The 26,411-nt window shown below is 70.7% G+C and carries 22 protein-coding genes; 18 read left to right on the top strand and 4 right to left on the bottom strand.

Going from position 1 to position 26,411, the window contains the following annotated elements; translation table 11 throughout:
• Positions 1–64 precede the first annotated feature (64 nt).
• The 7 genes from ACQEXA_RS14885 to ACQEXA_RS14855 all read left to right on the top strand — a co-directional run bounded on the left by ACQEXA_RS14885 (position 65) and on the right by ACQEXA_RS14855 (position 5,420).
• Positions 65–700: an MBL fold metallo-hydrolase gene (locus ACQEXA_RS14885; protein ID WP_433130309.1), complete on the top strand. Its 636-nt coding sequence runs from the start codon at positions 65–67 to the stop codon at positions 698–700.
• A gap of 87 nt (positions 701–787) precedes the next feature.
• On the top strand, positions 788–1,567 hold the full coding sequence (locus ACQEXA_RS14880) for an exodeoxyribonuclease III (protein WP_433130307.1): 780 nt from the start codon (positions 788–790) through the stop codon (positions 1,565–1,567).
• A gap of 57 nt (positions 1,568–1,624) precedes the next feature.
• A complete protein-coding gene (locus ACQEXA_RS14875; protein ID WP_432934325.1) occupies positions 1,625–2,065 on the top strand; it encodes a DUF6278 family protein in 441 nt (146 codons plus the stop codon).
• A gap of 138 nt (positions 2,066–2,203) precedes the next feature.
• Positions 2,204–2,947, top strand: coding sequence for an amino acid ABC transporter ATP-binding protein (locus ACQEXA_RS14870; RefSeq protein ID WP_433130305.1), 744 nt, complete (start codon positions 2,204–2,206; stop codon positions 2,945–2,947).
• Positions 2,948–2,965: 18 nt separating this feature from the next.
• Entirely contained in the window at positions 2,966–3,877 is a 912-nt protein-coding gene (locus ACQEXA_RS14865) for a glutamate ABC transporter substrate-binding protein (protein ID WP_432934327.1), read from the top strand.
• Between the two features lie 11 nt (positions 3,878–3,888).
• On the top strand, positions 3,889–4,533 hold the full coding sequence (locus ACQEXA_RS14860; RefSeq protein WP_432934329.1) for an amino acid ABC transporter permease: 645 nt from the start codon (positions 3,889–3,891) through the stop codon (positions 4,531–4,533).
• Positions 4,530–5,420, top strand: a complete 891-nt coding sequence (locus ACQEXA_RS14855) for an amino acid ABC transporter permease (protein ID WP_432934331.1) — start codon at positions 4,530–4,532, stop codon at positions 5,418–5,420. Before ACQEXA_RS14860 ends, ACQEXA_RS14855 begins: the two co-directional genes overlap by 4 nt.
• Before the next feature lie 52 nt (positions 5,421–5,472).
• On the opposite strand, the gene ACQEXA_RS14850 is transcribed toward ACQEXA_RS14855, so the two are convergent.
• Entirely contained in the window at positions 5,473–7,038 is a 1,566-nt protein-coding gene (locus ACQEXA_RS14850) for an alpha/beta fold hydrolase (RefSeq protein ID WP_433130303.1), read from the bottom strand.
• Between the two features lie 115 nt (positions 7,039–7,153).
• The gene (locus ACQEXA_RS14845) at positions 7,154–7,915 is read right to left on the bottom strand and encodes a hypothetical protein (protein ID WP_433130301.1); all 762 of its coding nucleotides are present in this window, start codon (positions 7,913–7,915) and stop codon (positions 7,154–7,156) included.
• Between the two features lie 264 nt (positions 7,916–8,179).
• On the opposite strand from ACQEXA_RS14845, the gene ggt reads away from it, so the two are divergent.
• Positions 8,180–9,979, top strand: a complete 1,800-nt coding sequence (gene ggt, locus ACQEXA_RS14840) for a gamma-glutamyltransferase (RefSeq protein WP_433130299.1) — start codon at positions 8,180–8,182, stop codon at positions 9,977–9,979.
• 12 nt (positions 9,980–9,991) lie between these two features.
• Here ggt and ACQEXA_RS14835 read toward each other — a convergent pair whose 3' ends face one another.
• Entirely contained in the window at positions 9,992–12,646 is a 2,655-nt protein-coding gene (locus tag ACQEXA_RS14835; protein WP_433134563.1) for an ATP-dependent Clp protease ATP-binding subunit, read from the bottom strand.
• Positions 12,647–12,912: 266 nt separating this feature from the next.
• On the bottom strand, positions 12,913–13,689 hold the full coding sequence (gene map / locus ACQEXA_RS14830) for a type I methionyl aminopeptidase (RefSeq protein ID WP_433130297.1): 777 nt from the start codon (positions 13,687–13,689) through the stop codon (positions 12,913–12,915).
• A gap of 73 nt (positions 13,690–13,762) precedes the next feature.
• Here map and ACQEXA_RS14825 point away from each other — a divergent pair, with 73 nt between their 5' ends.
• The 10 genes from ACQEXA_RS14825 to ACQEXA_RS14780 all read left to right on the top strand — a co-directional run bounded on the left by ACQEXA_RS14825 (position 13,763) and on the right by ACQEXA_RS14780 (position 26,131).
• Positions 13,763–14,014, top strand: coding sequence for a helix-turn-helix domain-containing protein (locus ACQEXA_RS14825; RefSeq protein ID WP_359398223.1), 252 nt, complete (start codon positions 13,763–13,765; stop codon positions 14,012–14,014).
• A gap of 157 nt (positions 14,015–14,171) precedes the next feature.
• Positions 14,172–16,511, top strand: a complete 2,340-nt coding sequence (locus tag ACQEXA_RS14820; protein ID WP_433130295.1) for a hypothetical protein — start codon at positions 14,172–14,174, stop codon at positions 16,509–16,511.
• Positions 16,512–16,695: 184 nt separating this feature from the next.
• Entirely contained in the window at positions 16,696–17,538 is an 843-nt protein-coding gene (locus ACQEXA_RS14815; protein ID WP_433130293.1) for a nitrilase-related carbon-nitrogen hydrolase, read from the top strand.
• Complete coding sequence (locus ACQEXA_RS14810) at positions 17,535–18,818, top strand: aspartate aminotransferase family protein (RefSeq protein ID WP_433130291.1); 1,284 nt, start codon at positions 17,535–17,537, stop codon at positions 18,816–18,818. Before ACQEXA_RS14815 ends, ACQEXA_RS14810 begins: the two co-directional genes overlap by 4 nt.
• Positions 18,819–18,885: 67 nt before the next feature.
• Entirely contained in the window at positions 18,886–20,445 is a 1,560-nt protein-coding gene (locus tag ACQEXA_RS14805; protein ID WP_359398215.1) for a PucR family transcriptional regulator, read from the top strand.
• A 148-nt stretch (positions 20,446–20,593) separates the two neighbouring features.
• Positions 20,594–21,436 carry a nitrilase-related carbon-nitrogen hydrolase gene (locus ACQEXA_RS14800; protein WP_359398213.1) on the top strand — a complete coding sequence of 281 codons (843 nt, stop codon included), beginning with the start codon at positions 20,594–20,596 and terminating at the stop codon, positions 21,434–21,436.
• A gap of 133 nt (positions 21,437–21,569) precedes the next feature.
• The gene (hydA, locus tag ACQEXA_RS14795) at positions 21,570–22,970 is read left to right on the top strand and encodes a dihydropyrimidinase (RefSeq protein ID WP_433130289.1); all 1,401 of its coding nucleotides are present in this window, start codon (positions 21,570–21,572) and stop codon (positions 22,968–22,970) included.
• A gap of 11 nt (positions 22,971–22,981) precedes the next feature.
• Positions 22,982–24,001 carry a TIGR03842 family LLM class F420-dependent oxidoreductase gene (locus ACQEXA_RS14790; RefSeq protein ID WP_433130286.1) on the top strand — a complete coding sequence of 340 codons (1,020 nt, stop codon included), beginning with the start codon at positions 22,982–22,984 and terminating at the stop codon, positions 23,999–24,001.
• Positions 24,002–24,161: 160 nt separating this feature from the next.
• Positions 24,162–24,371: a hypothetical protein gene (locus ACQEXA_RS14785; RefSeq protein ID WP_432934352.1), complete on the top strand. Its 210-nt coding sequence runs from the start codon at positions 24,162–24,164 to the stop codon at positions 24,369–24,371.
• A gap of 209 nt (positions 24,372–24,580) precedes the next feature.
• Positions 24,581–26,131, top strand: coding sequence for an NCS1 family nucleobase:cation symporter-1 (locus tag ACQEXA_RS14780; RefSeq protein WP_433130284.1), 1,551 nt, complete (start codon positions 24,581–24,583; stop codon positions 26,129–26,131).
• Positions 26,132–26,411: the final 280 nt, after the last annotated feature.

Here is a 26,411-nt window from a genome sequence, read left to right as displayed (position 1 = left end):
GCCGGGCACCAGGAGCACCAGGCTCGGCGGGCCCCGGCTGCCCGGGCCGGGGCAGGATGGACGTATGAAGCTCACGAAGAAGTCGCACGCCTGCATCCAGCTCGAGAAGGACGGGCGCAGGCTCGTCATCGACCCGGGCGCCTTCAGCGAGGAGGACGCCGCGGTCGGTGCAGAGGCCATCCTCGTGACGCACGAGCACATGGACCACTTCAGCGAGGAGCGGCTGCGGGCCGGGATGGAGGTGAACCCTGCCGCCGAGATCTGGACGCTCGCGTCCGTGGCGGAGCAGATCTCCGCGGCGTTCCCGGGCCGCGTGCACACCGTCGGCCACGGCGACACGTTCAGCGCCGCCGGCTTCGACGTCCAGGTGCACGGCGAACTGCACGCCGTGATCCACCCGGACATCCCGCGTATCACCAACGTCGGGTATCTCGTCGACGGCGGCAAGGTCTTCCACCCCGGCGACGCGCTCACCGTCCCCGATCAGCCGGTCGAGACGCTGATGCTTCCGGTGATGGCCCCCTGGAACAAGATCGCCGAAGTCATCGACTACGTCCGCGAGGTCGGGCCGCGGCGCGCGTACGACATCCACGACGCCCTTCTGACGGATCTGGCCCGTCCGATCTACGACCACCAGATCGGGGCGCTGGGCGGTGCCGAGCACCTGCGGCTGACGCCGGGGGCGACGGCGGAGGTCTGAGCACCGGGAAGCCGGGGAGGCCGGGCCGCGGGGGGTTCCGTGGGACGCGGGACCGCGTTGTCACACCCGCCGGGTAGGTTGTGAGGCATGCGCATCGCGACCTGGAACGTGAACTCGATCACCGCCCGCCTCCCGAGGCTTCTGGCCTGGCTGGAGAGCAGCGGCACGGACGTGCTGTGCCTGCAGGAGGCCAAGGTCGCCGAGCAGCAGTTCCCCTACGACCAGCTGCGCGAGCTGGGCTACGAGGCAGCGGTCCACGCCACCGGCCGGTGGAACGGCGTCGCGGTGCTCTCCCGCGTCGGCATCGAGGACGTCGTCAAGGGCCTGCCCGGCGACCCCGGCTACGAGGGCGTCGAGGAGCCCCGCGCCCTCTCCGCGACCTGCGGCCCGGTCCGCGTCTGGTCGGTGTACGTGCCGAACGGCCGCGAGGTGGAGCACCCGCACTACGCGTACAAACTCCAGTGGTTCGAGGCGCTGAAGGCGGCCGTGGCGGGCGACGCCGGCGGCAGTCGCCCGTTCGCGGTGCTCGGCGACTACAACGTGGCGCCGACGGACGACGACGTGTACGACGTCGCCGCCTTCGAGGGCGCCACGCATGTCACCCCTGCCGAGCGCGCGGCCCTGGCCTCCCTGCGTGAGACCGGCCTCGCCGACGTCGTCCCGCGTCCGCTGAAGTACGACCACCCGTTCACGTACTGGGACTACCGTCAGCTCTGCTTCCCCAAGAACCGCGGTATGCGCATCGACCTCGTGTACGGCAACAAGCCGTTCGCGGCGGCGGTCAAGGACGCGTACGTGGACCGGGAGGAGCGCAAGGGCAAGGGCGCCTCCGACCATGCGCCGGTGGTGGTGGACCTGGACGTGTAGGGGGTTTGGGCAGTGTCACTATGGTGCGACCGGTGTCGCCGGTGACACGCTGAGCCTATGAACATCCCCTTCCTGGGCAACTGGCGCAAGAAGCGTGGCCCCGCTTTCGGTATGGCGGTGTTCTCCGACGACGGCACCGACGCGGCCGGTGTCGGCGAACTCCTCTCCGAGTGCGAGCTGTTGCGCGCACAGGCCGGGCAGGACGGTGTCGAACTCGACGACTCCGCCGCGTCCCTGGAGGCGCTCGACCAGCTGGTGCCGCGCTGGCGCGACGACGAGGAGATCCTCCCCTGGCTCGGGAACGACGCGGGCCTGTATCTGGGCACGGTGATCGTCCGTACGGTCGCCGGCGCCGCCTGGTCGATCTGGCCGAACGGCCATCCCGTGGTGCGGCTGGCCTCCGGGCGCGAGATCGACGTGGTGGCCGACGGGCACACCTGGGCCGCCACGGGCGCCCCTGAACTCTCCTACGTATACGCCGAGGTGACCGAGGCCTAGCAGTGCCGCGGCCAGTGCCTCGCCTCAGCGCCCGGTAAATACGGCTAATCACCGAAAGGTGCGTGTCGGGTGTCGGGCCCGTTCCCGTCCGGATAGGTTGCGGGGCCTGCGGCACTCGGCGAGTAGGACGGGCTGGGCATGGCGGGCGATCCGCTGATCGAGCTTCACGGCGTGAACAAGTGGTACGGCGACCTGCACGTCCTGCAGAACATCGAGCTCACGGTCGGCAAGGGCGAGGTGGTCGTGGTCGTCGGCCCGTCGGGATCGGGCAAGTCCACGCTCTGCCGGACGATCAACCGGCTGGAGACCATCCAGTCCGGCACGATCAGACTCGACGGCCGGCCGCTGCCCGAAGAGGGCAGGGCACTCGCCCGTCTCCGGGCCGACGTGGGCATAGTCTTCCAGTCCTTCAACCTCTTCGCCCACAAGACCGTCCTCCAGAACGTCTCGCTCGCCCCGGTCAAGGTCCGCCGGCGCAGCAGGGACGAGGCCGACCGGCGCTCCCTCGAACTCCTCGACCGCGTCGGCCTGGCTTCCCAGGCGTCGAAGTACCCGGCCCAGCTCTCCGGCGGCCAGCAGCAGCGCGTCGCCATCGCCCGCGCCCTCGCCATGGAGCCCAAGGCGCTTCTGTTCGACGAGCCGACCTCCGCTCTGGACCCCGAGATGATCAACGAGGTCCTGGAGGTCATACGGCGGCTCGCCCGCGACGGGATGACGATGGTCGTGGTCACCCACGAGATGGGATTCGCCCGCGCCTCCGCCCACCGTGTCGTCTTCATGGCGGAGGGCCGGCTGGTGGAGGACCGCACCCCCGAGGAGTTCTTCACCGATCCGCGCAGCGACCGCGCCAAGGACTTCCTGTCCAAGATCCTCAAGCACTGACCGGGGGGTGTGCGATCCGTGATCCGAACCAGATCCGTGTGCCTCGCCCTCGCGCTGCTCGTCGCTTCGGCGGCCGCCGCCTGCGGCAAGGAGGGCAGTCCGCCCACCAAGGGGCCGGCGACGGACAGGCTCCCGCACTACCAAGTGGCCCAGGGGTTCCGGCTCCCCGGCTCGCCCACCTGGGAGCGGGCGAGGAAGCGCGGCTACTTCGTCGTCGGCGCCAAGGAGGACCAGCCCTACCTCGGCGAGAAGGACCCGGCCACGGGTGTCTACTCCGGGTTCGACATCGAGATCGCGAGGATGATGTCGGCCTCGCTCGGCCTCTCCCCGAAGACGATCCGCTTCCTGACCATCGCCTCCGCCAACCGCGAAACAGCCCTGCAGAACGGGCAGATCGACTACTACGTCGGCACCTACACCATCAACGCCCTGCGCAAGAAGCTCGTCGGATTCGCGGGCCCGTACTTCATGGCCGGCCAGGACCTGCTGGTCCGCCAGGACGAGCACGGCATCGACGGCCCGCAGGACCTGGACGGCAAACGCGTGTGCTCGGTGGCCGGTTCGACCCCGTACCAGCGCATCAAGAAGGAGTACCCGAAGGCGGTCCTGGTCGCCTACGACACATACTCCGTCTGTGTCGACAACCTGCTCACGTACCAGGTCGACGCGGTCACCACCGACGACGCCATCCTCATCGGCTTCGCGGCGAAGGCCCCGAAGGAACTCAGGGTCGTCGGCAGGCCCTTCTCCCAGGAGCCCTACGGCATCGGCGTTCCGCGCAGCGACAACGCCCTCCGGTTCGCGCTCGACGACGCGCTGGAGGCCCGTATCAAGGACGGCGACTGGAAGAAGGCGTTCGAGGCGACGCTCGGCCTGTCCGGGGTGCCCGCGCCGACCCCGCCCGCGATCGACCGCTATCCGGCGACCTGAACGAGGCACGTGTGAAGGTACTGACCGACAACTTCTCCGTCTTCGCCGAGGGCTTCCTCGGCACCGTCGAACTCACCGTCTACTCCTCCCTGCTGGCCCTCGCGCTCGGCTTCGTGATGGCCTCCTTCCGGGTCGCGCCCGTGCGCTCCCTGAGGGCTTTCGGCACCGCGTGGGTGACGGTCCTGCGCAACACCCCGCTCACACTGCTGTTCTTCGCGGTGCTGCTCGGGCTGCCGCGCTTCGGGCTCGTGCTGCCCTTCATGGTGTTCGCCGTGCTGGCACTCGGCTGCTACACCTCGGCGTTCGTCTGCGAGGCACTGCGCTCCGGCATCAACACGGTGCCGACCGGCCAGGGTGAGGCGGCGCGCAGTCTCGGCATGACCTTCCGGCAGACCCTGTCGCACATCGTGCTGCCGCAGGCCTTCCGCTCGGTGATCCCGCCGGTCGGCTCGATCCTGATCGCGCTCGCCAAGAACTCGGCGATCGCGGGCGCCTTCAGCGTGACCGAACTGCTAGGCACCTACCGGACGCTGAGCGAGCTCGGCTACAACGTCGTCTGGACGTTCTTCTGGATCGCCGTCGGCTATCTGGTCGTCACCGGCGCCATCAGCGCGCTCTTCAACCTCCTGGAGCGCCGCTGGGGAATCGCCCGATGACCGGCAAGGCCGCGGTCGCCACGGCCCTCTACGACATCCCGGGCCCCAGGGCCCGGCAACGGCAAGGCGTCTTCGCGGCCGTTGCCGCCGTCGTCCTTCTCGGAATCATCGCCTGGATCGTGTATCTCCTCGTCGACACCGGCCAGTTCTCGTACACGAAGTGGATGCCCTTCGAGTACAAGGGAATTCAGGAGCTTCTGCTGCGGGGCCTCGGCAACACGCTTAAGGCCTTCTCGATGGCGGCCGTGCTCTCGCTGGCCCTCGGCGGGGTCCTCGCCACCGGACGGCTCTCCGAACACGCCCCCGTACGCTGGCTGTCGACGCTCGTCGTCGAGTTCTTCCGCGCCATGCCGCTGCTGGTGATGATCTTCTTCATCTTCGTGGCGCTGAAGGTGCAGCCCCTGCCCGCACTGGTCGCGGGACTCGCCCTCTACAACGGCTCGGTGCTCGCCGAGGTGTTCCGCTCCGGGATCGCCTCGGTGGACCGAGGCCAGCGGGAGGCGGCCTACGCGCTCGGTATGCGCAAGACGCAGGTCATGTCGTACGTCCTTGTGCCGCAGGCCGTACGGGCCATGCTGCCCGCCATCATCAGCCAGTTGGTGGTGGCGTTGAAGGACACCTCCCTCGGGTTTCTGATCACCTATGAGGAGTTTCTTCACGCCGGGAAGCTCATCGCCTCGAACCTCGACTACGATTTGCCGTTCATCCCCGTGGTGATGGTGATCTCACCGATCTACATCGGGATGTGCATGTTGCTCTCGCGGGTCGCGCAATGGGCGTCCCGGTGGGAGCGGCGCAGCCCCAAGACCGAGGCCGTGGACGTCGCCACGGCCGGGGCGGGGACGTTGCTGCCGGGTGGGATTCCCCCCACGGCCCCGGGACCGTAGGGGGAGGAGGGCGGCAGCCACAGGGCCAGGCCCGGCCGGCGCCGGCCGGAGATCACTGCTCGCGCAGCGGAACGGACACATAGGACGGATCGTCCGCCGGTGAGGAGAAGGTCAGCTGCGCGCCGGACGGGTTGTGCTCGATGTACAGCGGGTCGACCGTGTCGACGACCAGGGCGAGCCGGTGCCCGGCCGGGACGTCGTAGGCCGTGGAGAACAGCTCCAGGTCGACGCCGAACGGCTTGCCGGGCGTCTGCCCGTACCAGGTGTACGGCGCGTTGCTGACCAGCTTGCCGAGGCCGAGCGGGCCCACGTCGTACAGGTACGCGACGAGGGTGCCGCTCTCCTTGCTGCCGGTGACCGTGGTGTGCAGCCTCACCGTGCCACGGATCCGCTGGGCGGTGGCGGACTTCTGCGACTGCCAGACGGCGGCCCAGCGGCGCGGGAGAAGCGGGATGGAGGCGATCGGGGGCACCCGTGCCACCTGGTCGAGGATGCTGGAGAGGAAGATGACCCCGCCGTCGGCGCCGGAATCGACGTTCGCGTGGATCGTGGTGGTGCCGGCGAGATCTATCTTCCTGCTGGTCGCGGCCACCGACTTCCAGTCCGGGTAGCCCTCGTAGCCGTCCGTGGAACGGGACTTGAGCTGTACGGGCTGCTCCCTGTCGATGCCGTTGTCCACACCCTTGAGGTAGTGGTCCAGCCACCGCTGCGTGTCGCCCCATACGTCGTTGGGCAGCCCGAACAGTCCGGGCAGCTCGGCGGTGGCGTGGTCGCCCGGCCGCAGTTCGAGTCTCTTCGGGACCTTCAGCTTCTCGTAGAAGTCCGCGTATCCGTTGACCGGGAAGATCGTGTCGCCCCAGGCGTTGGCGAGCATGATCGCCGCGCCGTTCCTGTTGAGTTGATCGAGGTAGGTGGCGGGGGAGCGCTCCTTGCCCCAGGCGATGAGTTCCTGTTCCTTGGCCAGGTTGGAGGCGTAGAAGTCGTTGAACACCTGCCTGACTTCGGGGCTCTCGCGGCCGGTGAGTGTCGCCGCGCCGTCCAGCAGAGCCGCCGCCTGCAGATGCTGGGTGCGGCCGGAGTAGATCGAGCCGATCAGGTCCGACCAGCCGCTGAGCGAGGCGACCGCCTTGATGCGCTTGTCGTGCGCGGCGGCCAGCAGGCTGATGCCGGCGCCGTAGGAGACACCCGCCATGCCGATGTGCCGGGAGTCGGAAGGTGTGTTGGCGAGCGCCCAGTCGATGACCTTGGAGGCGTCGGCTATGTCGGGCGGCCCCGCCACTTCTATGTCGCCGCCGGACTGCCAGAACCCGCGGACGTTGTAAGCGACCACGACGTACCCGGAGTCGGCGAGCCTCTGGGCCTGGGCGAGGTATTCGACCTGCGGCAGACCCCAGCTCGTCGGAAGCACGACGAGCGGATAGCGCCGCGTGCCGTCGGCGCCCTGGGGCGTGGCGACGTTCGCTTTGAGGACCGTGCCGCCGTCGCCGGCGATGTCGACGAACCGCACGGCGCCGGAGGCCTGTGCGGCAGGGGCGAGCCCAAGGGCACTGCCGGCGATCAGCGTCGCCGAGGCGGCACCCACGGCGGTCGTACGCAGGGCCTTGCGTGAAGTTCCCACGGGTCACTCCTCACTCGTTCAGTGCAAAGTGACCAGACGGTAACCTCAGGCCATTACCGGAGGTAACCCGTCGGTAAGTTACGTGGGAGTAACGATTGTTGACGTGCGGACGGACCTAGGCGGCACGGTGGGAGTTACGGGGCGCCGGCGCCGGCGCCGGAGCGGGAGCCTGAGCGGCCCGGGTGACGTCCTTCACCAGTTCGACCACATCCGGCCCGTACGCCTGCGAGTTGACGACCTTCAGCAGCAGGACGAAGGAGTTGCCGCCGTGCTTGCGCGCCAGTCGCTCGTGATGGCGCGCGAGATAGCGTGTCGCCGCCTGGTTGGTGATCGCGCGCTGGCCGCAGAACAGGAAGACCGGCCGCGCGCCGTTTCCCTGGTCCGCGGTGAGCCGCGCGAGGATCACGAACTCGGCCTTGCCGGCCTCCAGCCCGTAGCGCTCGCCGCCTATTCTGAACGCCCCGCGCTCCGGGCCCGGTTCGGGGTCGGTGTTCACCTCGATGCCCGGCAGCAGGGAGTGCAGATGCGCCGCCATCCGGCGGTTCGACGCCGGGCCGCCGACACAGAACTCGGTCCGCTCACCGAAGCCCTGCTGGGCCGCGTCGTGCGCTATGACCTGGGCGTTGGCGCCGCAGTCCTTGATGAGCGCGGACAACTCCAGCAGCGCGAACACGTCGTGGCGCGTCACCGTCAGCTCGGGGCCGCCCGCGTCGCGGTTGACCACCAGCAGCGACTCGGAGTTGTCGGGCAGCCCGAAGAATGCCTGCTTACGACGGAGTTTCCGCCTCCAGAGATACGTACGGGCCAGCCAGCCGAGGGCCGCGCTGATGCCGGCCGCGACCACTCCCAGGACGATATTGCGCACGTCGTCGTTCATGGGCGCGCATGGTAGCGGGCCAAGATGGACCGGTGTTCGATGGGACTGACGGGACCATGGCAATCCGGTTACGCTCGGCGGACGGTCGCGGCGAGTGAGCCAATGGGGCGCGCCGGTGTCGAGGGGCCATGGGACCGCCTCCCGTGCGAGCGAAACCGGGCGCGGGGGAGCGCGGAGACCTGAAGGGCTGAGCACAACCGGGCCCTGGACACCGGCTGTGACACCCGGAGGCGAGCCCAGCCATGGAGGAGCCTGGAGGTACGAATGCGTCGCCCTGTCGCACGGAATCTGGCGGTCCTGGCGGTCTCAGCCGCCGTGGTGTCGGTGGGAGCGGCGGCCCCGCCGCAGGCCGCCCGCCCGGCTCCCGGGAAGGTCCCCGTGGCCGTGGGCTACGGCGGTGCCGTGTCCAGCGTCGACGCGGACGCCACCGCCGCCGGTATCGAGGTCCTCAGAAAGGGCGGCAACGCGGTGGACGCGGCCGTCGCCACGGCCGCCGCGCTCGGCGTCACCGAGCCCTACTCCGCGGGCATCGGCGGAGGCGGCTACTTCGTCTACTACGACGCCAAGTCGCGCACTGTCCACACGATCGACGGCCGGGAGACGGCCCCCCTCACCGCGGACTCCCGCCTCTTCGTGGAGAACGGCAAGGCGCTCGCCTTCGCCGACGCGGTCAGCAGCGGGCTGAGCGTCGGCACCCCGGGCACGGCCGCGACCTGGCAGAAGGCGCTGGACGAATGGGGCACCGAGCGTCTTCGCACCGTCCTGAAGCCCGCCGAGCGGATAGCCCGCGACGGGTTCACCGTCGACGACACCTTCCGCTCGCAGACCGCGTCCAACGAGACCCGCTTCCGGTACTTCCCGGACACGGCCGAGCTGTTCCTGCCGGGAGGGAAGCTCCCCGCGGTCGGCTCCAGCTTCAAGAACCCCGACCTGGCCCGGACCTACGAGGAGCTGGGCCGCAAGGGCATTGGCGCGATCTACCACGGCGACCTCGGCGAGGACATCGTCGCCACCGTGAACAAGCCGCCCGTCGACCCGGCCGCGGGCTGGAACGCCCGCCCGGGCAGGCTCTCCGAGCAGGACCTCGCGGCGTACCGCGCGAAGCTCCAGGCGCCCACGAGGACCTCGTACCGCGGTCTGGACGTCTACTCGATCGCGCCCTCCTCCTCCGGCGGCACGACGGTCGGCGAGGCCCTCAACATCCTGGAGCGGACGGACCTGTCCAAGGCGAGCGAGGTCCAGTACCTGCACCACTTCATCGAGGCGAGCCGCATCGCGTTCGCGGACCGGGGGCGCTGGGTCGGCGACCCCGTCTACGAGGACGTGCCGACGAAGGAGCTGCTGTCGCAGAAGTACGCCGACTCGCGCGCGTGCCTGATCAAGGACGACGCGGTGCTCACGAGCCCGCTCGCGCCCGGCGACCCCCGCCACCCGGCGGCCTGCGGCAGCGGCGGTAAAGCGGCCCCCACCACGTACGAGGGTGACAACACCACTCACCTCACGGTCGCCGACAAGTGGGGCAACGTCGTCTCCTACACGCTCACCATCGAGCAGACCGGCGGCAGCGCGATCACCGTCCCGGGCCGCGGCTTCCTCCTCAACAACGAGCTCACGGACTTCTCCTTCACGCCCGCCGACCCGGCCGTCCACGACCCGAACCTGCCCGGCCCCGGCAAGCGCCCGCGCTCCTCGATCTCGCCGACGATCGTGCTCGACAAGCAGGGCCGGCCGGTCGTGGCGCTCGGCTCGCCCGGCGGCGCCACCATCATCACGACCGTGCTGCAGACCCTGACCGGCTTCCTCGACCGGCATCTGCCGCTCGTGGACGCGATCGCCGCACCGCGGGCCAGCCAGCGCAACGCCGCCCAGACGGAACTCGAACCCGGCCTCTACGACAGTCCCCTGCGCGCGCAGCTCGAGGCGATCGGCCACTCCTTCAAGCTGAATCCGGAGATCGGCGCCGCCACCGGTGTGCAGCGGCTGCCCGACGGCAAGTGGCTCGCGGCGGCCGAGAAGGTGCGGCGCGGCGGCGGGTCCGCCATGGTGGTGAACCCGGCGCCGTAGCGGCCACGCGGCTCACTCGGGGCGGGCGGCCCCGTTCCCTTCGGGGCGGGCCGTCTCGCCGCCCTGCACGGCGGGGGGTGCCGCGGCCGGCTCCGTGGCAGTGCCCTGGGGCGCGGAGCCCGTCCCGTCCGACCGTGCGGCGGGCGGCTCGGTGCGGAAGGCGAGGTCGCCCTCCGCGACGTCCACCACGACCCGGCCGCCCCGCTCGATTTGGCTGTCCAGCAGCAGCCGGGAGAGCTGGTTGTCGACCTCCCGCTGGATGGTGCGGCGCAGCGGCCGGGCACCGTACTCCGGCTGGAAGCCGCGCTGTGCCAGCCAGTCGACGGCCGCCTCGGTGAACGTGACGTGGATGTCCTGGGCGTGCAGCCGGCGGCGCGTCTTGTCGAGCATCAGGTCCGTGATGCGCCGCAGCTGCTCGGCCGTCAGCTGCCGGAAGATCACGATCTCGTCGATGCGGTTGAGGAACTCGGGCCGGAAGTGCTCGCGCAGCGGACGCAGGATCTGCTCCCGGCGCGCCTCCTCGTCCGCGTCCGGGCCGCCCGGACCGAACCCGATGCCCGCGCCGCGCCGGGTGATCGCCTCGGAGCCGAGGTTGCTGGTCATGACGATGACCGTGTTGGTGAAGTCCACCGTGCGGCCCTGGGCGTCGGTGAGCCGGCCGTCGTCGAGGACCTGGAGCAGGATGTTGAAGACGTCCGGGTGCGCCTTCTCGACCTCGTCGAGCAGCAGCAGCGAGTACGGGTGCCGCCGTACCACCTCGGTGAGCTGGCCGGCCTCCTCGTGGCCGACGTACCCGGGCGGGGCGCCGACCAGGCGGCTGACGGTGTGCCGCTCCTGGTACTCGCTCATGTCGAGCCGCACCATGCGCTCCTCGCTGCCGAACAGCACCTCGGCCAGGGCGCGGGCCAGTTCGGTCTTGCCGACGCCGGTCGGACCGAGGAAGAGGAAGCTGCCGATCGGCCGTTCGGGGCTGGACAGGCCCGCGCGAGAGCGCAGCACCGAGTCGGCGACCACGCTGACCGCCTCGTCCTGCCCGACGACCCGCTGGTGCAGATGCTGCTCGAGCTGGAGCAGCCGTTCCTTCTCCTCCTCGGTGAGCCGGCTGACCGGGATTCCGGTGAGCCGGGAGACGACCTCGGCGATGGCCTCGGCGGTCACCTCCAGGTGCTGGCCCTCGTCGGCCTGGGTGTCTCCGGCGGCCTGCCCGATCCGCTCCTTCAGCCCGGTGATCCGGTCCCGCAACTGCGTGGCCTGCTCGTACTGCTCGTCGGCCACCGCCTGGTCCTTGTCCCTGGTCAGCTGTTCGACCTCGCGCTCCATGGCCCGTACGTCCGTGCCCTTGGTCCGGGCGCGCAGCCGCACCCGGGCCCCGGCCTGGTCGATGAGGTCGATCGCCTTGTCCGGCAGATGACGGTCGGTGAGATAGCGGTCGGACAGTTCGACGGCCGCGACCAGCGCCTCGTCGGTGTAGCGGACCTGGTGGTGCGCCTCGTAGCGGTCGCGCAGTCCGCGCAGGATCTCGATGGCGTCCGTGACGGACGGCTCGGGAACCAGGATCGGCTGGAAGCGGCGGGCCAGCGCCGCGTCCTTCTCGATACGGCGGTACTCCACCAGCGTGGTGGCGCCCACGACATGCAGTTCACCGCGGGCCAGGGCGGGCTTGAGTATGTTGCCCGCGTCCATGGACCCGCCCTCCGTACCGCCGCCACCGGCGCCCACCACGGTGTGCAGCTCGTCGATGAAGACGATCAATTCGTCCGAGTGCGCGCGGATCTCGCCCACGATGTTGTTGAGCCGCTCCTCGAAGTCGCCCCGGTAGCGGGTGCCGGCGACCACCCCGGTCAGGTCCAGGGCGACGACCCGGCGGCCGAGGAGGATGTCGGGCACGTCGCCGTCGGCGATGCGCTGGGCGAGTCCCTCCACGATGGCGGTCTTGCCGACGCCCGCGTCTCCGATGAGCACGGGGTTGTTCTTGCCCCGGCGGGAGAGCACCTCGATGGTCTGCTCGATCTCCTCGTCCCGCCCGATCACCGGGTCGATACGGCCCTGGCGCGCGAGGCCGGTGAGATCGTGGCCGTACTTGTCGAGAGTGGGGGTCGGGCTGGGCCGCGGCCGCTCCGGACGCGCCTGCGCGGCCTCCCCGACCTCGGGCGGCGGGGAGGGAGGCGCGAAGTGCGCGGAGTGCAGGATGTGCCCGGCGGCCGAGTCCGGGTTCGCGGCCAGCGCGCTGAGCACATGCTCCGGGCCGATGTACCCGGCGCCGCTCGCCCGGGCCAGTTCGTGCGCGTCCAGCAGGGCGCGTTTGACGGCGGGCGTCAGAGAGAGCGAGGTGGGCGGCGGCGCCTCGCGCGAGCCCTGGGGCGGGCCGGACCGCTGGTCGATCTCCGTCGCCAGTGAGTCGGGATCCGTTCCGGCACGGCTGAGCAGGCTCCGGGTGGGTTCGGCGGCGAGCGCGGCGCGCAGGAGGTGCTGGGTGTCGAGATCGCGGCTGCCGTGCTGGGCCGCGTACTGCGCCGCCCCGACGACCAGTTGCCGGGCGGGCTCGCTCAGCAGCCGTCCGAGATCGATCTGCCGGGGACCGGGACGCTGTCCGCCGAAGATCCGGGAGAAGAACTCTGCGAAGGGGTCCGAGCCGTAGCCCTGCGGACCGTTGAACCCGCTGGTCATGGCCATCCGTTCCGGCGTCCCGGCGGGGGCCCGGGACACGCTCGTTGATCGACGTGCCGGTGCCGGGTGCCCGGGCGGGGCCCGGCTACACCTGTGGGGCGCGCCTGCCGCTCGTACCACGATGGCACGATCCCCAGCGGCGGGCACCTCCGGAGCCGCGTGCCGGGAGGCCGCCTGCGATCTCCGCGGCGCTCATGGCCGGACGGGTCCGCGCAGCTCCGCCGTAGGTCCCGCGGACGCCGTACGCGTCACGGCGGCTCGCTCCCTCAAGAGGCCTGCCATGCGGTGAGGATCCGCGGGCCCGCGTCCGTGATCGCCACCGTGTGTTCCGTGTGCGCGGCACGGGAGCCGTCGTCCGTGCACAGGGTCCAACCGTCGGGGGCCGCGTGATAGCTGTCCGTGCCGCCGCCGATGAGCATGGGCTCGATGGCCAGGACCATGCCGTGGCGTAGCCGGAGCCCGCGGCCCGGGCGGCCCTCGTTCGGGACCGCGGGATCCTCGTGCATCCTGCGGCCCACACCGTGCCCGCCGAAATCGTCCATGATGCCGTACCCGGCGGCCCGGCACACCGAGCCGATCGCGTGGGCGATGTCCCCGATGCGGTTGCCGACGACGGCCGCCTCGATGCCGGCCGCGAGTGCCCGCTCCGCGGTCTCGACCAGCCGCAGGTCCTCGGGCCGGGGCCTGCCCACGACGAAGCTGATCGCCGAGTCCCCGACCCAGCCGTCCAGTTCGGCGCCGCAGTCGATGGAGACCAGGTCGCCGTCGCGCAGCCGGTAGCCGTCCGGGATCCCGTGCACGATCGCGTCGTTGACGGACGCGCAGATGACCGCCGGGAAGGGGGTCGGCGCGAAGGAGGGGCGGTAGCCGAGGAACGGCGAGCGCGCACCCGCGTCGCGCAGCACCCCGTGGGCCACCTCGTCCAGTTCCAGCAGGGAGACGCCCACGCCGGCGGCGTTCCGCACCGCCGTGAGGGCTCGGCCGACGACCTGCCCTGCCGCGTGCATGGCATCGATCGACGGATCTGTCTTGAGTTCCACCATGCCAATTACTATACCGCGGAATGCCAATTACTATACCGGTCGCGCTGTGGGGGACCGGTATTAGAATGGGCGCATGGTGCGCAACCCGTTGACCCCCGAAGAGCGCGAACGCGGCGAGCGACTCGGGCTGTTGCTGCGCGAGGCCCGCGGGCCCCGCAGCATGGCGGAGGTGGCCGCGGGCGCCGGGATCTCCGCCGAGACCCTCCGCAAGATCGAGACCGGGCGCGCACCGACCCCCGCGTTCTTCACGGTCGCGGCGCTGGCCCGGGTGCTCGGCCTGTCCCTGGACGAACTCGTCGGTCTGTGCGCGCCGGTGGCGGCCTGAATCGCGGACGCCCCCCGTTGGCCGGCGGGGGCGCACAGGGCTCGGGACGCTCCCGTGAGGTTGTCCGGGCGCGGCCTGAAAACTCCCTGTAGCCGATCCGTAACACGGCTGGTGTTTTCTACCGGACCGGGATACTCCACTCGGGCGGGAGCTGGCGATGGCTGTGGATCGACTCCCGGGCGGGGTGCGGGAATTCGCGGACTACCTGAACGCGCTGCTGACACGGCTCGACCAGGGTGGCGGCTGGTGCGGAGTGTTCTGGCAGCGCGACCCGGAGGGGATGCGGGCCTGCCTCGACGGGCGGGAAGTGCCGCCCTGGGACGTCGTGGAGGCGCTGCTGCACGACCTCGGAGCGGCATACGGTCCCGAGGCCGCCACCGGGGAGGCCGAGCGGGCGCGGACGCTGCACGGTGCCTCGCTCGCCGCGTACGACGCCCGGCCCGGCGGCAGGGACGCCCTCGGGCACCGGCTCGATGTGATGCTCCGCGAGCAGCGCCGTGCGGCCGATCGCCAGGCGGACCTCGGCCGCCGGCTCGAGACCGCCGCGACGCGCGAGGAGGCCGACTCACTCCGTCTCGACCTGGCCTGGGCCCACGACGACCACGAACGCGCCACGGCCCGCTGCGCGGAACTCCGTCGCCGTATGGAAGCCCTCGACCACCGCGCCATGCGTCCGCTCGCCGAGGGCGCGGGTGATTTCCGGGCGGCAGCCGCCGGGGACGGCGGGTGGGCGGGGGAGACCGGGGGCGGGAGGGAGGGCTACGGCGACCGGGGTGCCTCGGGCCCGCCCTCCCCGGGTGCTGGTGATTTCCGGGCGCCTGGCCCCGTGGACGGCGAGTGGCCGGGGGAGACAGCGAGCACGGCAGTACGCGGGACCGACCGGGATGGCGAAGCGTCCGGCCAGGGCGCCGAGGGCCACCCGGTCGGTGGCGGCGGGTGGCCGGAAGGCCGGGATGCTTCCGGGGTGCCGGTCGGCGGCCCCGGGTGGCCGGAAGGCCGTGGGGCGAGTGGGCCGGATGGTGCCGGTGGCGGGCCGAGCGGTGCTGGTGCGGAGTGGCCGGAGGTCCGCCGCGTAGACCCGGCTCGTGCGCGATCGGCCCGGTGGCCGGAGGGCCGGGATGCTTCCGGGGTGCCGGTCGGCGGCCCCGGGTGGCCGGAAGGCCCTGGGGCGAGTGGGCCGGATGGTACCGGTGGCGGGCCGGGCGGTGCTGGTGCGGAGTGGCCGGGGGAGGCCCGCCGCGTAGAACCGGCTCGGCTGCGATCGGTCGGCTGGGCGGAGGGCCGGGATGCTTCTGGGGTGCCGGTCGGCGACGCCGGGTGGCCGGAAGGCCGTGCGGGGAGTGGGCCCGATGCCGCCCGTGGTGACCCGGGCGATGCCCGAACGGAGTGGCCGGAGGCCCACCGAGTGGCCCCGGCCCGGTGGCCGGAGGGCCGGGATGCGTCCGGCGTGCCGGTCAGCGAACCCGGTCGGCCCGCCGGGAGTGACGCCGGCAGCCCCGGTGCAGGTGCGCAGGCCCCTTCCGTGGAGGCGCGACGGGAACCGTCCAGGGTGGAGGGCACCGCGGCCGACGGTGGGTCCGCGACCGCGGGGCCTTGGGCCGGTGGTGGCGACGCCGGCGGCGGCTTCGTGTGGCCGGACGGCCGGCCCGGCCCCGAGGGGCACGGGTTCGGCTCTCGCGCCGACGCCCGGCCACCGGCCGATTCGGCCGCACCCCACCTGCCCGTCGCCGAAGAGCCCCACCCGGCGGCCGGGCAGTCCGAGGCCCCCGTCAAGCAGCGCGCCCGGCGCCGCCCCCGCGGCAGCGCGCGATTCGCCGGCGTGATGGACGTACAGGAGGCGTCCGCGGGTACCGCGTCCGCGCCCGCGCCCGCCACGAGCCGTCGCGGCCCGCGTGGCGCCCGCTTCGCCGGGGCCACGGCTGCCGGGCCCCCGGCGGATACCCCGTCACGCCGGGACGTCCCCGACGAGACGGATCGGCGCCTCACCGCCGAGACCGTCGCGGCCCTCACCCGGTTACGCGCGGAGGGTCGCAGCGGCGAGGCGCACGCCCTGCTCGTCGAAGCCGCCCACTGGCCGCCCGCCCGCTACCCGCTGCTCGCCGACGAACTGCACCGAGCGGGCCTCCACGCGGACTGGACCACTCTTCTGTGGGAGGCAGCCTCACTGTCCGTCGCAGGCCTGGTCGCCGCCGCTGACGCGCTCACCTCGGCGGGCCGTAGCGCGGACGGCGAGCAGATGCTCCGCCAGGGCGTGGTGCGCCCCGCCGGGGAGATCGGCGAGGCCGTGCTCGGGCTGAGCGAGGAGCGCCGGCACCGCGAGGTCCGCGCCCTTCTCGACGTATATGTACGCGCCCGTACGCCGGAGGAGGCGGCCCGCAGTGCCGCGCCGGACCCGCAGCGGCTCGTACCGCTGCTTCTGGAGGCGGCCCGAGGGGTCTCCGACCAGCGGCACTGGGATCTCGTCCATGCCCTCAGAGTCGCCGGACACACCGCTTGAGCGGCCCGCGGGCCCTCCGGGCACTCACCCGCAGGGGTGCGAAACGTGATCGACTCAGCGGGTTGACGACGATGGTCTTGGCAAGGCCGTCCCTGAGGCTTACGTTCGAGCCTCTACCACCTGTGTCTACGGGCGTAGAGGCTCTGACGTCCCCGCGGCGGACAACAGGCAAAGGAGCAGCACCATGGCCCACGTCGTACGCGCCGCACTGGTCCAGGCGACCTGGACCGGTGACACCGAATCCATGATCGCCAAACATGTGGAGCACGCCCGCGAGGCGGCCCGGCAGGGCGCGAAGATCATCGGCTTCCAGGAAGTCTTCAACACCCCCTACTTCTGCCAGGTCCAGGAGCCCGAGCACTACCGCTGGGCCGAGCCGGTGCCGGACGGCCCCACGGTCACCCGAATGCAGGAACTGGCCCGCGAGACCGGGATGGTGATCGTCGTCCCCGTCTTCGAGCGCGAGCAGTCCGGCTTCTACTACAACACCGCGGCCGTGATCGACGCGGACGGCAGCTACCTCGGCAAGTACCGCAAGCACCACATCCCGCAGGTGAAGGGCTTCTGGGAGAAGTACTACTTCAAACCGGGCAACCTCGGCTGGCCCGTCTTCGACACCGCGGTCGGCAGGGTCGGCGTGTACATCTGCTACGACCGCCACTTCCCGGAGGGCTGGCGGCAACTCGGACTCAACGGCGCCCAGTTGGTGTACAACCCGTCCGCCACCTCGCGCGGCCTGTCCGCCTATCTCTGGCAGCTCGAACAGCCCGCCGCCGCCGTCGCCAACGAGTACTTCATCGCCGCCATCAACCGCGTCGGCCGGGAGGAGTACGGCGACAACGACTTCTACGGAACGAGCTACTTCGTCGACCCGCGTGGGCAGTTCGTGGGGGAGGTCGCCGACGACAAGGAGGAGGAGCTCGTCGTCCGGGACCTCGACTTCGATCTCATCGAAGAAGTGCGGCAGCAGTGGGCGTTCTACCGCGACCGCCGCCCCGACGCGTACGAAGGACTGGTGAAGCCGTGAGTGACCTGCACGCCCGCCACAGGGCCGTCCTGCCCGACTGGCTGGCCCTCTACTACAAGGAGCCCCTGGAGATCACCCATGGCGAGGGCCGCCATGTCTGGGGCGGCGACGGGAAGAAGTACCTCGACTTCTTCGGCGGCATCCTCACCACGATGACCGCGCACGCGCTGCCCGAGGTCACCAAGGCGGTGACCGAGCAGGCCGGGCGGATCCTGCACTCCTCGACCCTCTACCTCAACCGGCCGATGGTCGAACTCGCCGAGCGTATCGCCCAGTTGAGCGGCATCCCGGACGCCCGTGTCTTCTTCACCACGTCCGGCACCGAGGCCAACGACACCGCCCTGCTGCTCGCGACGACGTACCGGCGCAGCAACCAGATCCTGGCGATGCGCAACAGCTACCACGGCCGTTCCTTCAGCGCGGTCGGCATCACCGGCAACCGCGGCTGGTCCCCGACCTCGCTGTCCCCGCTGCAGACCCTGTACGTCCACGGCGGCGTCCGCACCCGCGGCCCGTTCGCCCACCTGAGCGACGCCGAGTTCATCGCGGCCTGCGTCGAGGACCTCAAGGACCTGCTCGGGCACACACGGCCGCCCGCCGCGCTGATCGCCGAGCCCATCCAGGGCGTCGGCGGCTTCACCTCGCCGCCGGACGGGCTGTACGCGGCCTTCCGCGACGTGCTCCAGGAGCACGGCATCCTGTGGATCGCCGACGAGGTGCAGACCGGCTGGGGCCGCACCGGCGACCACTTCTGGGGCTGGCAGGCCCACGGCCGCAGCGGACCGCCGGACATGCTCACCTTCGCCAAGGGCATCGGCAACGGCATGTCCATCGGCGGTGTCGTCGCCCGCGCCGACATCATGAACTGCCTGGACGCCAACTCCATCTCGACGTTCGGCGGCACCCAGATCACGATGGCGGCAGGTCTCGCCAACCTCTCGTATCTGCTGGAGCACGACCTGCAGGGCAACGCCCGGCGCGTGGGCGGGCTGCTGCTGGAGCGCCTGCGGGCCGCCGCCGCTCGGCTGCCGGCCGTACGGGAGGTGCGCGGACGCGGCCTGATGATCGGCGTCGAGCTGGTGCGGCCGGGCACCGACCGGGCCGACCCGGACGCGGCGTCCGCGGTGCTCGAGGCGGCCCGCGAGGGCGGTCTGCTGATCGGCAAGGGCGGCGGCCACAACACCAGCGTGCTGCGCATCGCCCCACCGCTCACGCTCACCGTCGCGGAGGCCGAAGAGGGCGCCGCGATCCTCGAGCGAGCCCTGGCGAGCGTCCACTGATGCTCCAGCCCCTCGACAGCGCCGTCACGAGGTGTCTTCGGTAAGACCAGAGCAAGGGAAGACAGCCATGACCACCGCCTTGGAACCCGCCCTGTCGGTACGCCAGGTTCTCACGCTGGACCGGGTGCTCGCCGGAGAGCCCGAGGTGGTGGCCGGCGCGGCGAACCTCGACCGACCGGTGCGCTGGGTGCACGTCGCAGAGGCCGCCGACGTCGGGGTGATGCTCACCGGCGGCGAGATGGTCCTGACCACCGGGGTGCTGCTCGCCGGCGACGAGGACAAGCAGACCGACTACATCCGCTCCCTGCATCGCGCGGAGGCCGCGGCCGTCGTCCTCGGACTCGGCCGCGCCTTCCCCACGCCGCCGGACGTGATGCGCCGGGCGGCCGAACGCTGCGGACTGCCCATGGTGGTCCTGCACCGGCCCTTCCCGTTCGCCGAACTGACCGAGGAGGTCCAGTCCCGGCTCGTGCGGCGGAATTTCGCGGCCGTGAGCCTGTCGGAGTCCGTCCGTACGGCGCTGACCGGACTCATCACGGCCTGCGCCCCGCTGCAGCGACTGCTCGACGAGATCGCCGTGCACGCCGGCTGTCCCGTGATCCTCGCCAACCTTGCGCACCGCGTGCTCGCGACGGCGGGGGAGCGGTCCGCGGTGGACGACGTGCTGCGCGACTGGGAGCGCATCGCCCGGCAGGCGGGCGGCACCGAGGGCGACGGCTGGGTCCGCGCCGAACTGGGCGGACGCGGCGAGCGCTGGGGCCGGATCGTGCTGTGCGGCTACCGCGGCGACAGCCCCATCGGGAGCCTCCTCGCCGAGCGCGCGGCCGAGGCCCTCGTCCTGCACCGCATGCTCGGCGGCTCGGTGCACAGCTGGGAGGAGCAGTCCGCCCAGAGCCTGCTGACGGACCTCGTCTTCGGCGTGGTGCCGGCCCGTCAGCTGCTGCCGCGGGCGCGTGCCGCCGGACTGCCCGTCAACCGCCGTACCTTCGTGCCGCTCGTGGTCCGCGACGGGGACCCGGCCCATCTGGACCGGATGCTGCGCCTGCTCGGGCTCTCCGGGCTCGTCGCCGAACTCGCCGACGGGGCCACCGCCGTGCTGCTCAGCCTCCCCCGCGACCAGGACGCCGAGGCGCTGACCGCCCACTTCGCCGCCCGGCTGAGGACGGAGTCGGTCTCGGGCGGAACGGTCGTCGCGGCGGCCGACGCGCGCGCCGCCTGGGAGGACGTACCCGCCGGGCTGCGCGAGGCCCGGCATGTGGCCGACGCCGTCGCCGGGCATTCGGCCGCGCTCGACCTGCCGCCGGTGGTCCGGCTCAGGGACGTCCATCTGCGCGGCCTGATCCGGCTGCTGCGCGACGACCCGCACGTCCAGTCCTTCGCCGAGCGGGAACTCGACGGACTGCTGTGCGGGCGCGACGCCGAGCAGGAGCTGCTGCCGGTGCTGCGGACGTATCTCGCCACCGGCCGCAACAAGTCCCGCACTGCCCAGCTCCACCACGTCAGCCGTCCCGCCCTCTACCGCAGGCTGGAGGCCATTCAGGCCCGCCTCGGGGTCGATCTCGACGACTTCGAACAGGCCGCCTCCGTGCACATCGCGCTGCTCGCGCACGACGCCCAACAGGGGTGAAACACCGTGGAAAAGTGCGGGAAACCAGTGTGCACGAGCCGGGTTGACACCGTGCAACGCAGGGCGCCCGCAGACGTGACACGGTGCAACTCAAAGCGGCCCGCACGGCTTCCTAAGCTCACCGCACACCGAGCGACCGGAGGTCCCGATGAGCAGAGTGATCCGTGCCGCCGTCTTCCAGACCGCCTGGACGGGCGACAAGGAATCGATGATCCAGGTCCACGAGCAGGCGGCCCGCGACGCGGCCGCGCAGGGTGCTCAGGTCCTGTGCTTCCAGGAGCTGTTCTACGGGCCGTACTTCTGCCAGGTCCAGGACCCGGCGTTCTACGAGTACGCCGAGCGGATTCCGGACGGCCCGATCGTCAAGCGCTTCCAGGCGCTGGCGAAGGAGCTGGGCATCGTACTGGTGCTGCCCATGTACGAGGAGGAGCAGCCCGGCGTCCTCTACAACACCGCGGCGGTGATCGACGCCGACGGCTCGTACCTCGGCAAGTACCGCAAGACCCACATTCCTCAGGTGAAGGGCTTCTGGGAGAAGTTCTACTTCCGTCCCGGCAACTCCGGCTGGCCCGTCTTCGACACCAAGGTGGGCCGGATCGGCGTCTACATCTGCTACGACCGCCACTTCCCGGAGGGCTGGCGGGCCCTCGGCCTCGCGGGCGCCGAGATCGTGTTCAACCCGTCGGCCACCTCGCGCGGCCTCTCCGGCTATCTCTGGCAGCTGGAGCAGCCGGCCGCGGCCGTGGCCAACGAGTACTTCGTGGGTGCGATCAACCGGGTGGGCGTCGAGGAGCTGGGCGACAACGACTTCTACGGGACCTCGTACTTCGTGGACCCCGAGGCGCAGTTCGTCGGCGAGGTGGCGAGCGACAAGGAGACCGAGCTCGTCGTGCGCGACCTCGATCTGGCCAAGCTGCGCGAGGTCCGTGACCGCTGGCAGTTCTACCGCGACCGCGCCCCGGGCACGTACGGCCCGCTGACCGCGCCGTAACGGGTGAAGGTACCCCCGCGCCCCTGAAGAGGGGCGCGGGGGCAGGCCCGGCATGCGGCTCCGCCGCGTGGGCGCGACAAGCCACAGACAACCCGCACTTCTCACGACCGCCGTCAACGCCCGGAGGGTGAGCATGACTCGTACCGTCATCCGCGGTGGCCTCGTCATCACCGCGTCCGACGAGATCCACGCCGACGTCCTGATCGAGGACGGCCGCATCGCCGCCCTCGCCGCGACCGGCACCCCGGCCGCCGAGGCCTTCACGGCCGAGCGGACCATAGACGCCACCGGCAAGTACGTCATCCCGGGCGGCGTCGACGCCCACACCCATATGGAGCTGCCGTTCGGCGGCACCTTCGCCTCCGACACCTTCGAGACCGGGACCCGGGCCGCCGCCTGGGGCGGGACCACGACCATCGTGGACTTCGCCGTGCAGAGCGTCGGCCACACCCTGCGCGAGGGCCTGGACGCCTGGCACGCCAAGGCCGAGGGCAACTGCGCCGTCGACTACGGCTTCCACATGATCGTCTCCGATGTCAACGAGGAGACGCTCAAGGAGATGGATCTGCTGGTCGAGGAGGGTGTCACCTCCTTCAAGCAGTTCATGGCCTACCCCGGCGTCTTCTACAGCGACGACGGCCAGATCCTGCGCGCCATGCAGCGTTCCGCCGAGAACGGTGGCCTCATCATGATGCACGCCGAGAACGGCATCGCGATCGACGTGCTGGTCGAACAGGCACTGGCCCGCGGCGAGACCGACCCGCGCTACCACGGTGAGGTCCGCAAGGCCCTGCTGGAGGCCGAGGCCACCCACCGCGCCATCAAGCTCGCCCAGGTCGCCGGCGCGCCGCTGTACGTCGTGCACGTCTCGGCGCAGGAGGCGGTCGCCGAGCTGGCCAGGGCACGGGACGAGGGGCTCAACGTCTTCGGCGAGACGTGCCCCCAGTACCTCTTCCTGTCCACCGACAACCTCGCCGAGCCGGACTTCGAGGGCGCGAAGTACGTGTGCAGCACGCCGCTTCGCCCCAAGGAGCACCAGGCGGCCCTGTGGAAGGGGCTGCGCACCAACGACCTCCAGGTGGTCTCCACCGACCACTGCCCCTTCTGCTTCGTGGGCCAGAAGGAGCTGGGCCGGGGCGACTTCTCGAAGATTCCCAACGGAATGCCCGGCGTCGAGAACCGTATGGACCTGCTCCACCAGGCCGTCGTCGACGGGCACATCTCCCGCCGCCGCTGGATCGAGATCGCCTGCGCCGCCCCGGCCCGCATGTTCGGGCTCTACCCGAAGAAGGGCACCATCGCCCCGGGCGCGGACGCCGACGTCGTCATCTACGACCCGCACGCCGAGCAGGTCATGTCCGCCGAGACCCACCACATGAACGTCGACTACTCGGCGTACGAGGGCAAGCGCACCACCGGCCGGGTCGAGACCGTCCTCTCGCGCGGGGAGCCCGTCATCACCGACCGGGAGTTCACCGGACACGCGGGCCACGGCGTCTACACCCCCCGCTCCACCTGTCAGTACCTCAACTAGGAGTGGCGCCCATGGACTTCGGACTCGTCCTGCAGACCGACCCGCCGGCATCGCGGGTCGTCAGCCTGATGAAGCGTGCCGAGCGCAACGGCTTCCGCTACGGCTGGACCTTCGACTCGGCCGTGCTGTGGCAGGAACCGTTCGTGATCTACAGCCAGATCCTGGCGAACACCCAGAAGCTCACGGTCGGTCCGATGGTGACGAACCCGGGCACCCGCACCTGGGAGGTCACGGCCTCCACGTTCGCCACCCTCAACGACATGTTCGGCAACCGCACGATCTGCGGTATCGGCCGCGGTGACTCGGCCATGCGCGTCGCGGGCCGCAAACCCAACACCCTGGCCCGCATCAGCGAGGCCATGAAGGTCATCCGGGCCCTCGCCCGTGGCGACGAGGCGGACCTCGGCGGTACGGTGATCGGGTTCCCGTGGATCAAGCCGGGCGCCGAACTGCCGGTCTGGATGGCCGCGTACGGCCCCAAGGCCCTGAAGATGACCGGGGAGGAGGCGGACGGCTTCATCCTCCAGCTCGCCGATCTGTATCTGACCGAGTACATGGTGAAGGCCGTGAAGGACGCGGCCGTCGCCGCCGGACGCGATCCGTCCGAGGTCAAGATCTGCGTCGCGGCCCCGGCGTACGTCACCGAGGACGACTCGCCCGAGGCGCTCGCGCACGCCCGTGAGCAGTGCCGCTGGTTCGGCGGCATGGTCGGCAACCACGTGGCCGATCTGGTCGCCAAGTACGGCGAGCACTCCGCCGCCGTACCCGAGGAACTCACTGAGTACATCAAGGCTCGGGAGGGCTACGACTACTCCCATCACGGACGCAGCGGCAATCCCGACACCCAGTTCGTGCCCGACGAGATCGTCGACCGGTTCTGCCTCATCGGCCCGCCCGAGCAGCACATCGACAAGCTCATCGCGCTGCGCGACCTCGGGGTCGACCAGTTCGCCGTCTACGACATGCACGACGCTCAGGAAGCGGTCATCGACGCGTACGGGAGTCAGGTCATCCCGGCCGTCAACGGCTAGTTCCCGCAAGGGTCCTTCCACCGGCCCTCTTCGCTCGTCCCCTTCTCGCTCCCCCGGGAAGGGGCCAGGGCGCTCCCGTGCCTTCGTTGCCGGGGCGCACCCCCCATCGGCTACGCCACCCCCACGGCCTTTCCCGTCCCGCCTCATGATTGGCCTGCCCATGACCGACACGGCTCCTACGGCCATACCGCTGTCCGACCAAGTCACCGGCCCTGACGGGCGGGTGGAGTTCGCCCCGGGCTCCGCGCAGCCCACCGGTCAGTACGCCAACGAGGACCTGCTTCCGGTCCCCGTCGCACGGCGCACCTGGACCACGTACAACTTCTCCGCACTGTGTGTTGCGCAAGAGAGAACACATACTGCGCAGTGAGGCGCTGACCAGTGCCTTCGCCAGCCATCGTGCTGGTCGCGCGAGCACGCGGCCAGTGTGCGTGCTTGACGCCGTCGGAGTGGGTCGCCTTCCGCAGCTGTGCTCGCGGAGCTGGTCGGCTTCTCCATCGTTCGCTGTAGTCCCGGGGTTGCGACAAGGCCCAGGATTCACGTCCCTGCATGAGTCTCCGAGTTGCGAGGTGGTCTCCAATGTCCTCCAGTGGAAGAACCCTGGCCGATCCGGCCGTTGCACAGCAGGCGCATCCAGACGGCCGGGTCGCCTTGTCCGATCCGGCGGGGCTGGACGACTCGCGTTTCGCCAACGCGGACCTGGTGCCGGTCGCGATCGAGCGCCGTACGTGGGGGACTTACAACTATCTCGCCCTTTGGGTGGGAATGGCGCATTGTATTCCGTCGTGGACGCTGGCCTCGGGGCTGGTGGCGCTGGGGATGGACTGGAAGCAGGCGGTGCTGACGATCGCGCTGGCCAACGTGATCGTGCTCATACCGATGCTGCTGACCGGCCACGCCGGCACCAAGTACGGCATCCCGTTCCCCGTCTTCGCCCGGGCGTCCTTCGGGGTGCGCGGCGCGAACCTGCCGGCGATGGTGCGCGCGGCGGTGGCCTGCTGTTGGTTCGGCATCCAGACTTGGATCGGCGGGGAAGGCATCTTCCTGCTCGCCGGCAAACTGTTCGGCCACGGCTGGCTGAACGCCGGCGCTATAGCGGGCACGCCATGGACTCAGTGGCTGTCGTTCCTTGTCTTCTGGCTCATCGAGGTCGCGATCATCACCCGCGGCATGGAGACCCTGCGCAGAGTCGAGAACTGGGCGGCGCCGCTGGTGATCGTCGGCGCGCTGGCCCTGCTGGGCTTCATGGCCGCCAAGGCGGGAGGCTTCGGCCCCCTCCTGGACCAGCCCTCACGTCTCGGCTGGGGGAGCGACTTCGCGAAGGTCTTCTTCCCCTCGCTCATGGGCATGATCGGCTTCTGGTCCACACTGTCGCTGAACATCCCCGACTTCACTCGCTTCGGCGGTAGCCAACGCGCTCAGCTGTGGGGCCAGACACTGGGCCTGCCGACCACGATGACGCTCTTCGCGGTCCTATCGGTGCTGGTCACGTCAGGCTCGCAGGCTGTCTACGGGGAGCCGATCTGGGACCCGATCGCACTGAGCGCGAAGATGAGTAACACTGTCGGCGCCCTGTTCGCACTGCTCATCGTCATGGTGGCGACCCTGTCGGTGAACATCGCCGCCAACGTCGTCTCACCGGCGTACGACCTGTCCAACCTGCTGCCGCGACTGGTCAGCTTCCGCACCGGCGCGCTGATCACCGGCGTGGTCGGCATCCTGATCATGCCGTGGAAGCTGATCGCCAACCCGCACGTGTACATCTTCACGTGGCTCGGCTTCGTCGGAGGCCTGCTCGGCACGGTGGCCGGCATCCTAGTCGCCGACTACTGGATCGTGCGCGGTGCCCGCCTGGCGCTGGGGGAGTTGTACCAGTCTGGCGGCCGGTACTGGTACACCGGCGGGTGGAACCTGCGCGCGGTGGCGGCATTCGTGGTTGGAGGCATCCTGGCCGTCGGTGGCTCGTACTCGACCGTCGTCAAGGGCGTCAAGCAGGGCCCGTTCCCCGTCGACGGGGTCATCCCATTCCTCAAGCCGCTGGCCGACTACGGCTGGGCGGTCGGCCTGGCCTCCGCCGTGCTGCTCTACACGCTGCTCAGCCTCGGCACCGGGCGGAACCAGGACGCCTGAACCGCAGACCGGCTGGTGAGTACGCCGGGCACGGATCTGGCGGAGTACGCCTGTGCCCTTGTACCGGGAGGACGACAGTACCCGGCGTACAGCCCGACTCGTCTGCCGCCACCTGCGGCTTTGCCAGGGAAAGGGCCTCTGACCTGCGTCGGAGGCTCTTTCCGGTCTTTCGGGGGCTTGCCGTGTAAGGCGGCGAAAAGTCCCTCGGAAGTCCCTCGGACAGCACTGAAAGTCCCTGAAAAGTCCCAGGAGCAGAGGGGCGGACGATGTCTCTCGACTG

The organism is Streptomyces sp. CA-106110 (assembly GCF_050936285.1).
In the GTDB taxonomy this organism is placed as follows: Bacteria; Actinomycetota; Actinomycetes; order Streptomycetales; family Streptomycetaceae; genus Streptomyces.
Note: the sequence above shows the minus strand (reverse complement) of the source record. Positions and strands in the feature narration are given on the sequence as shown.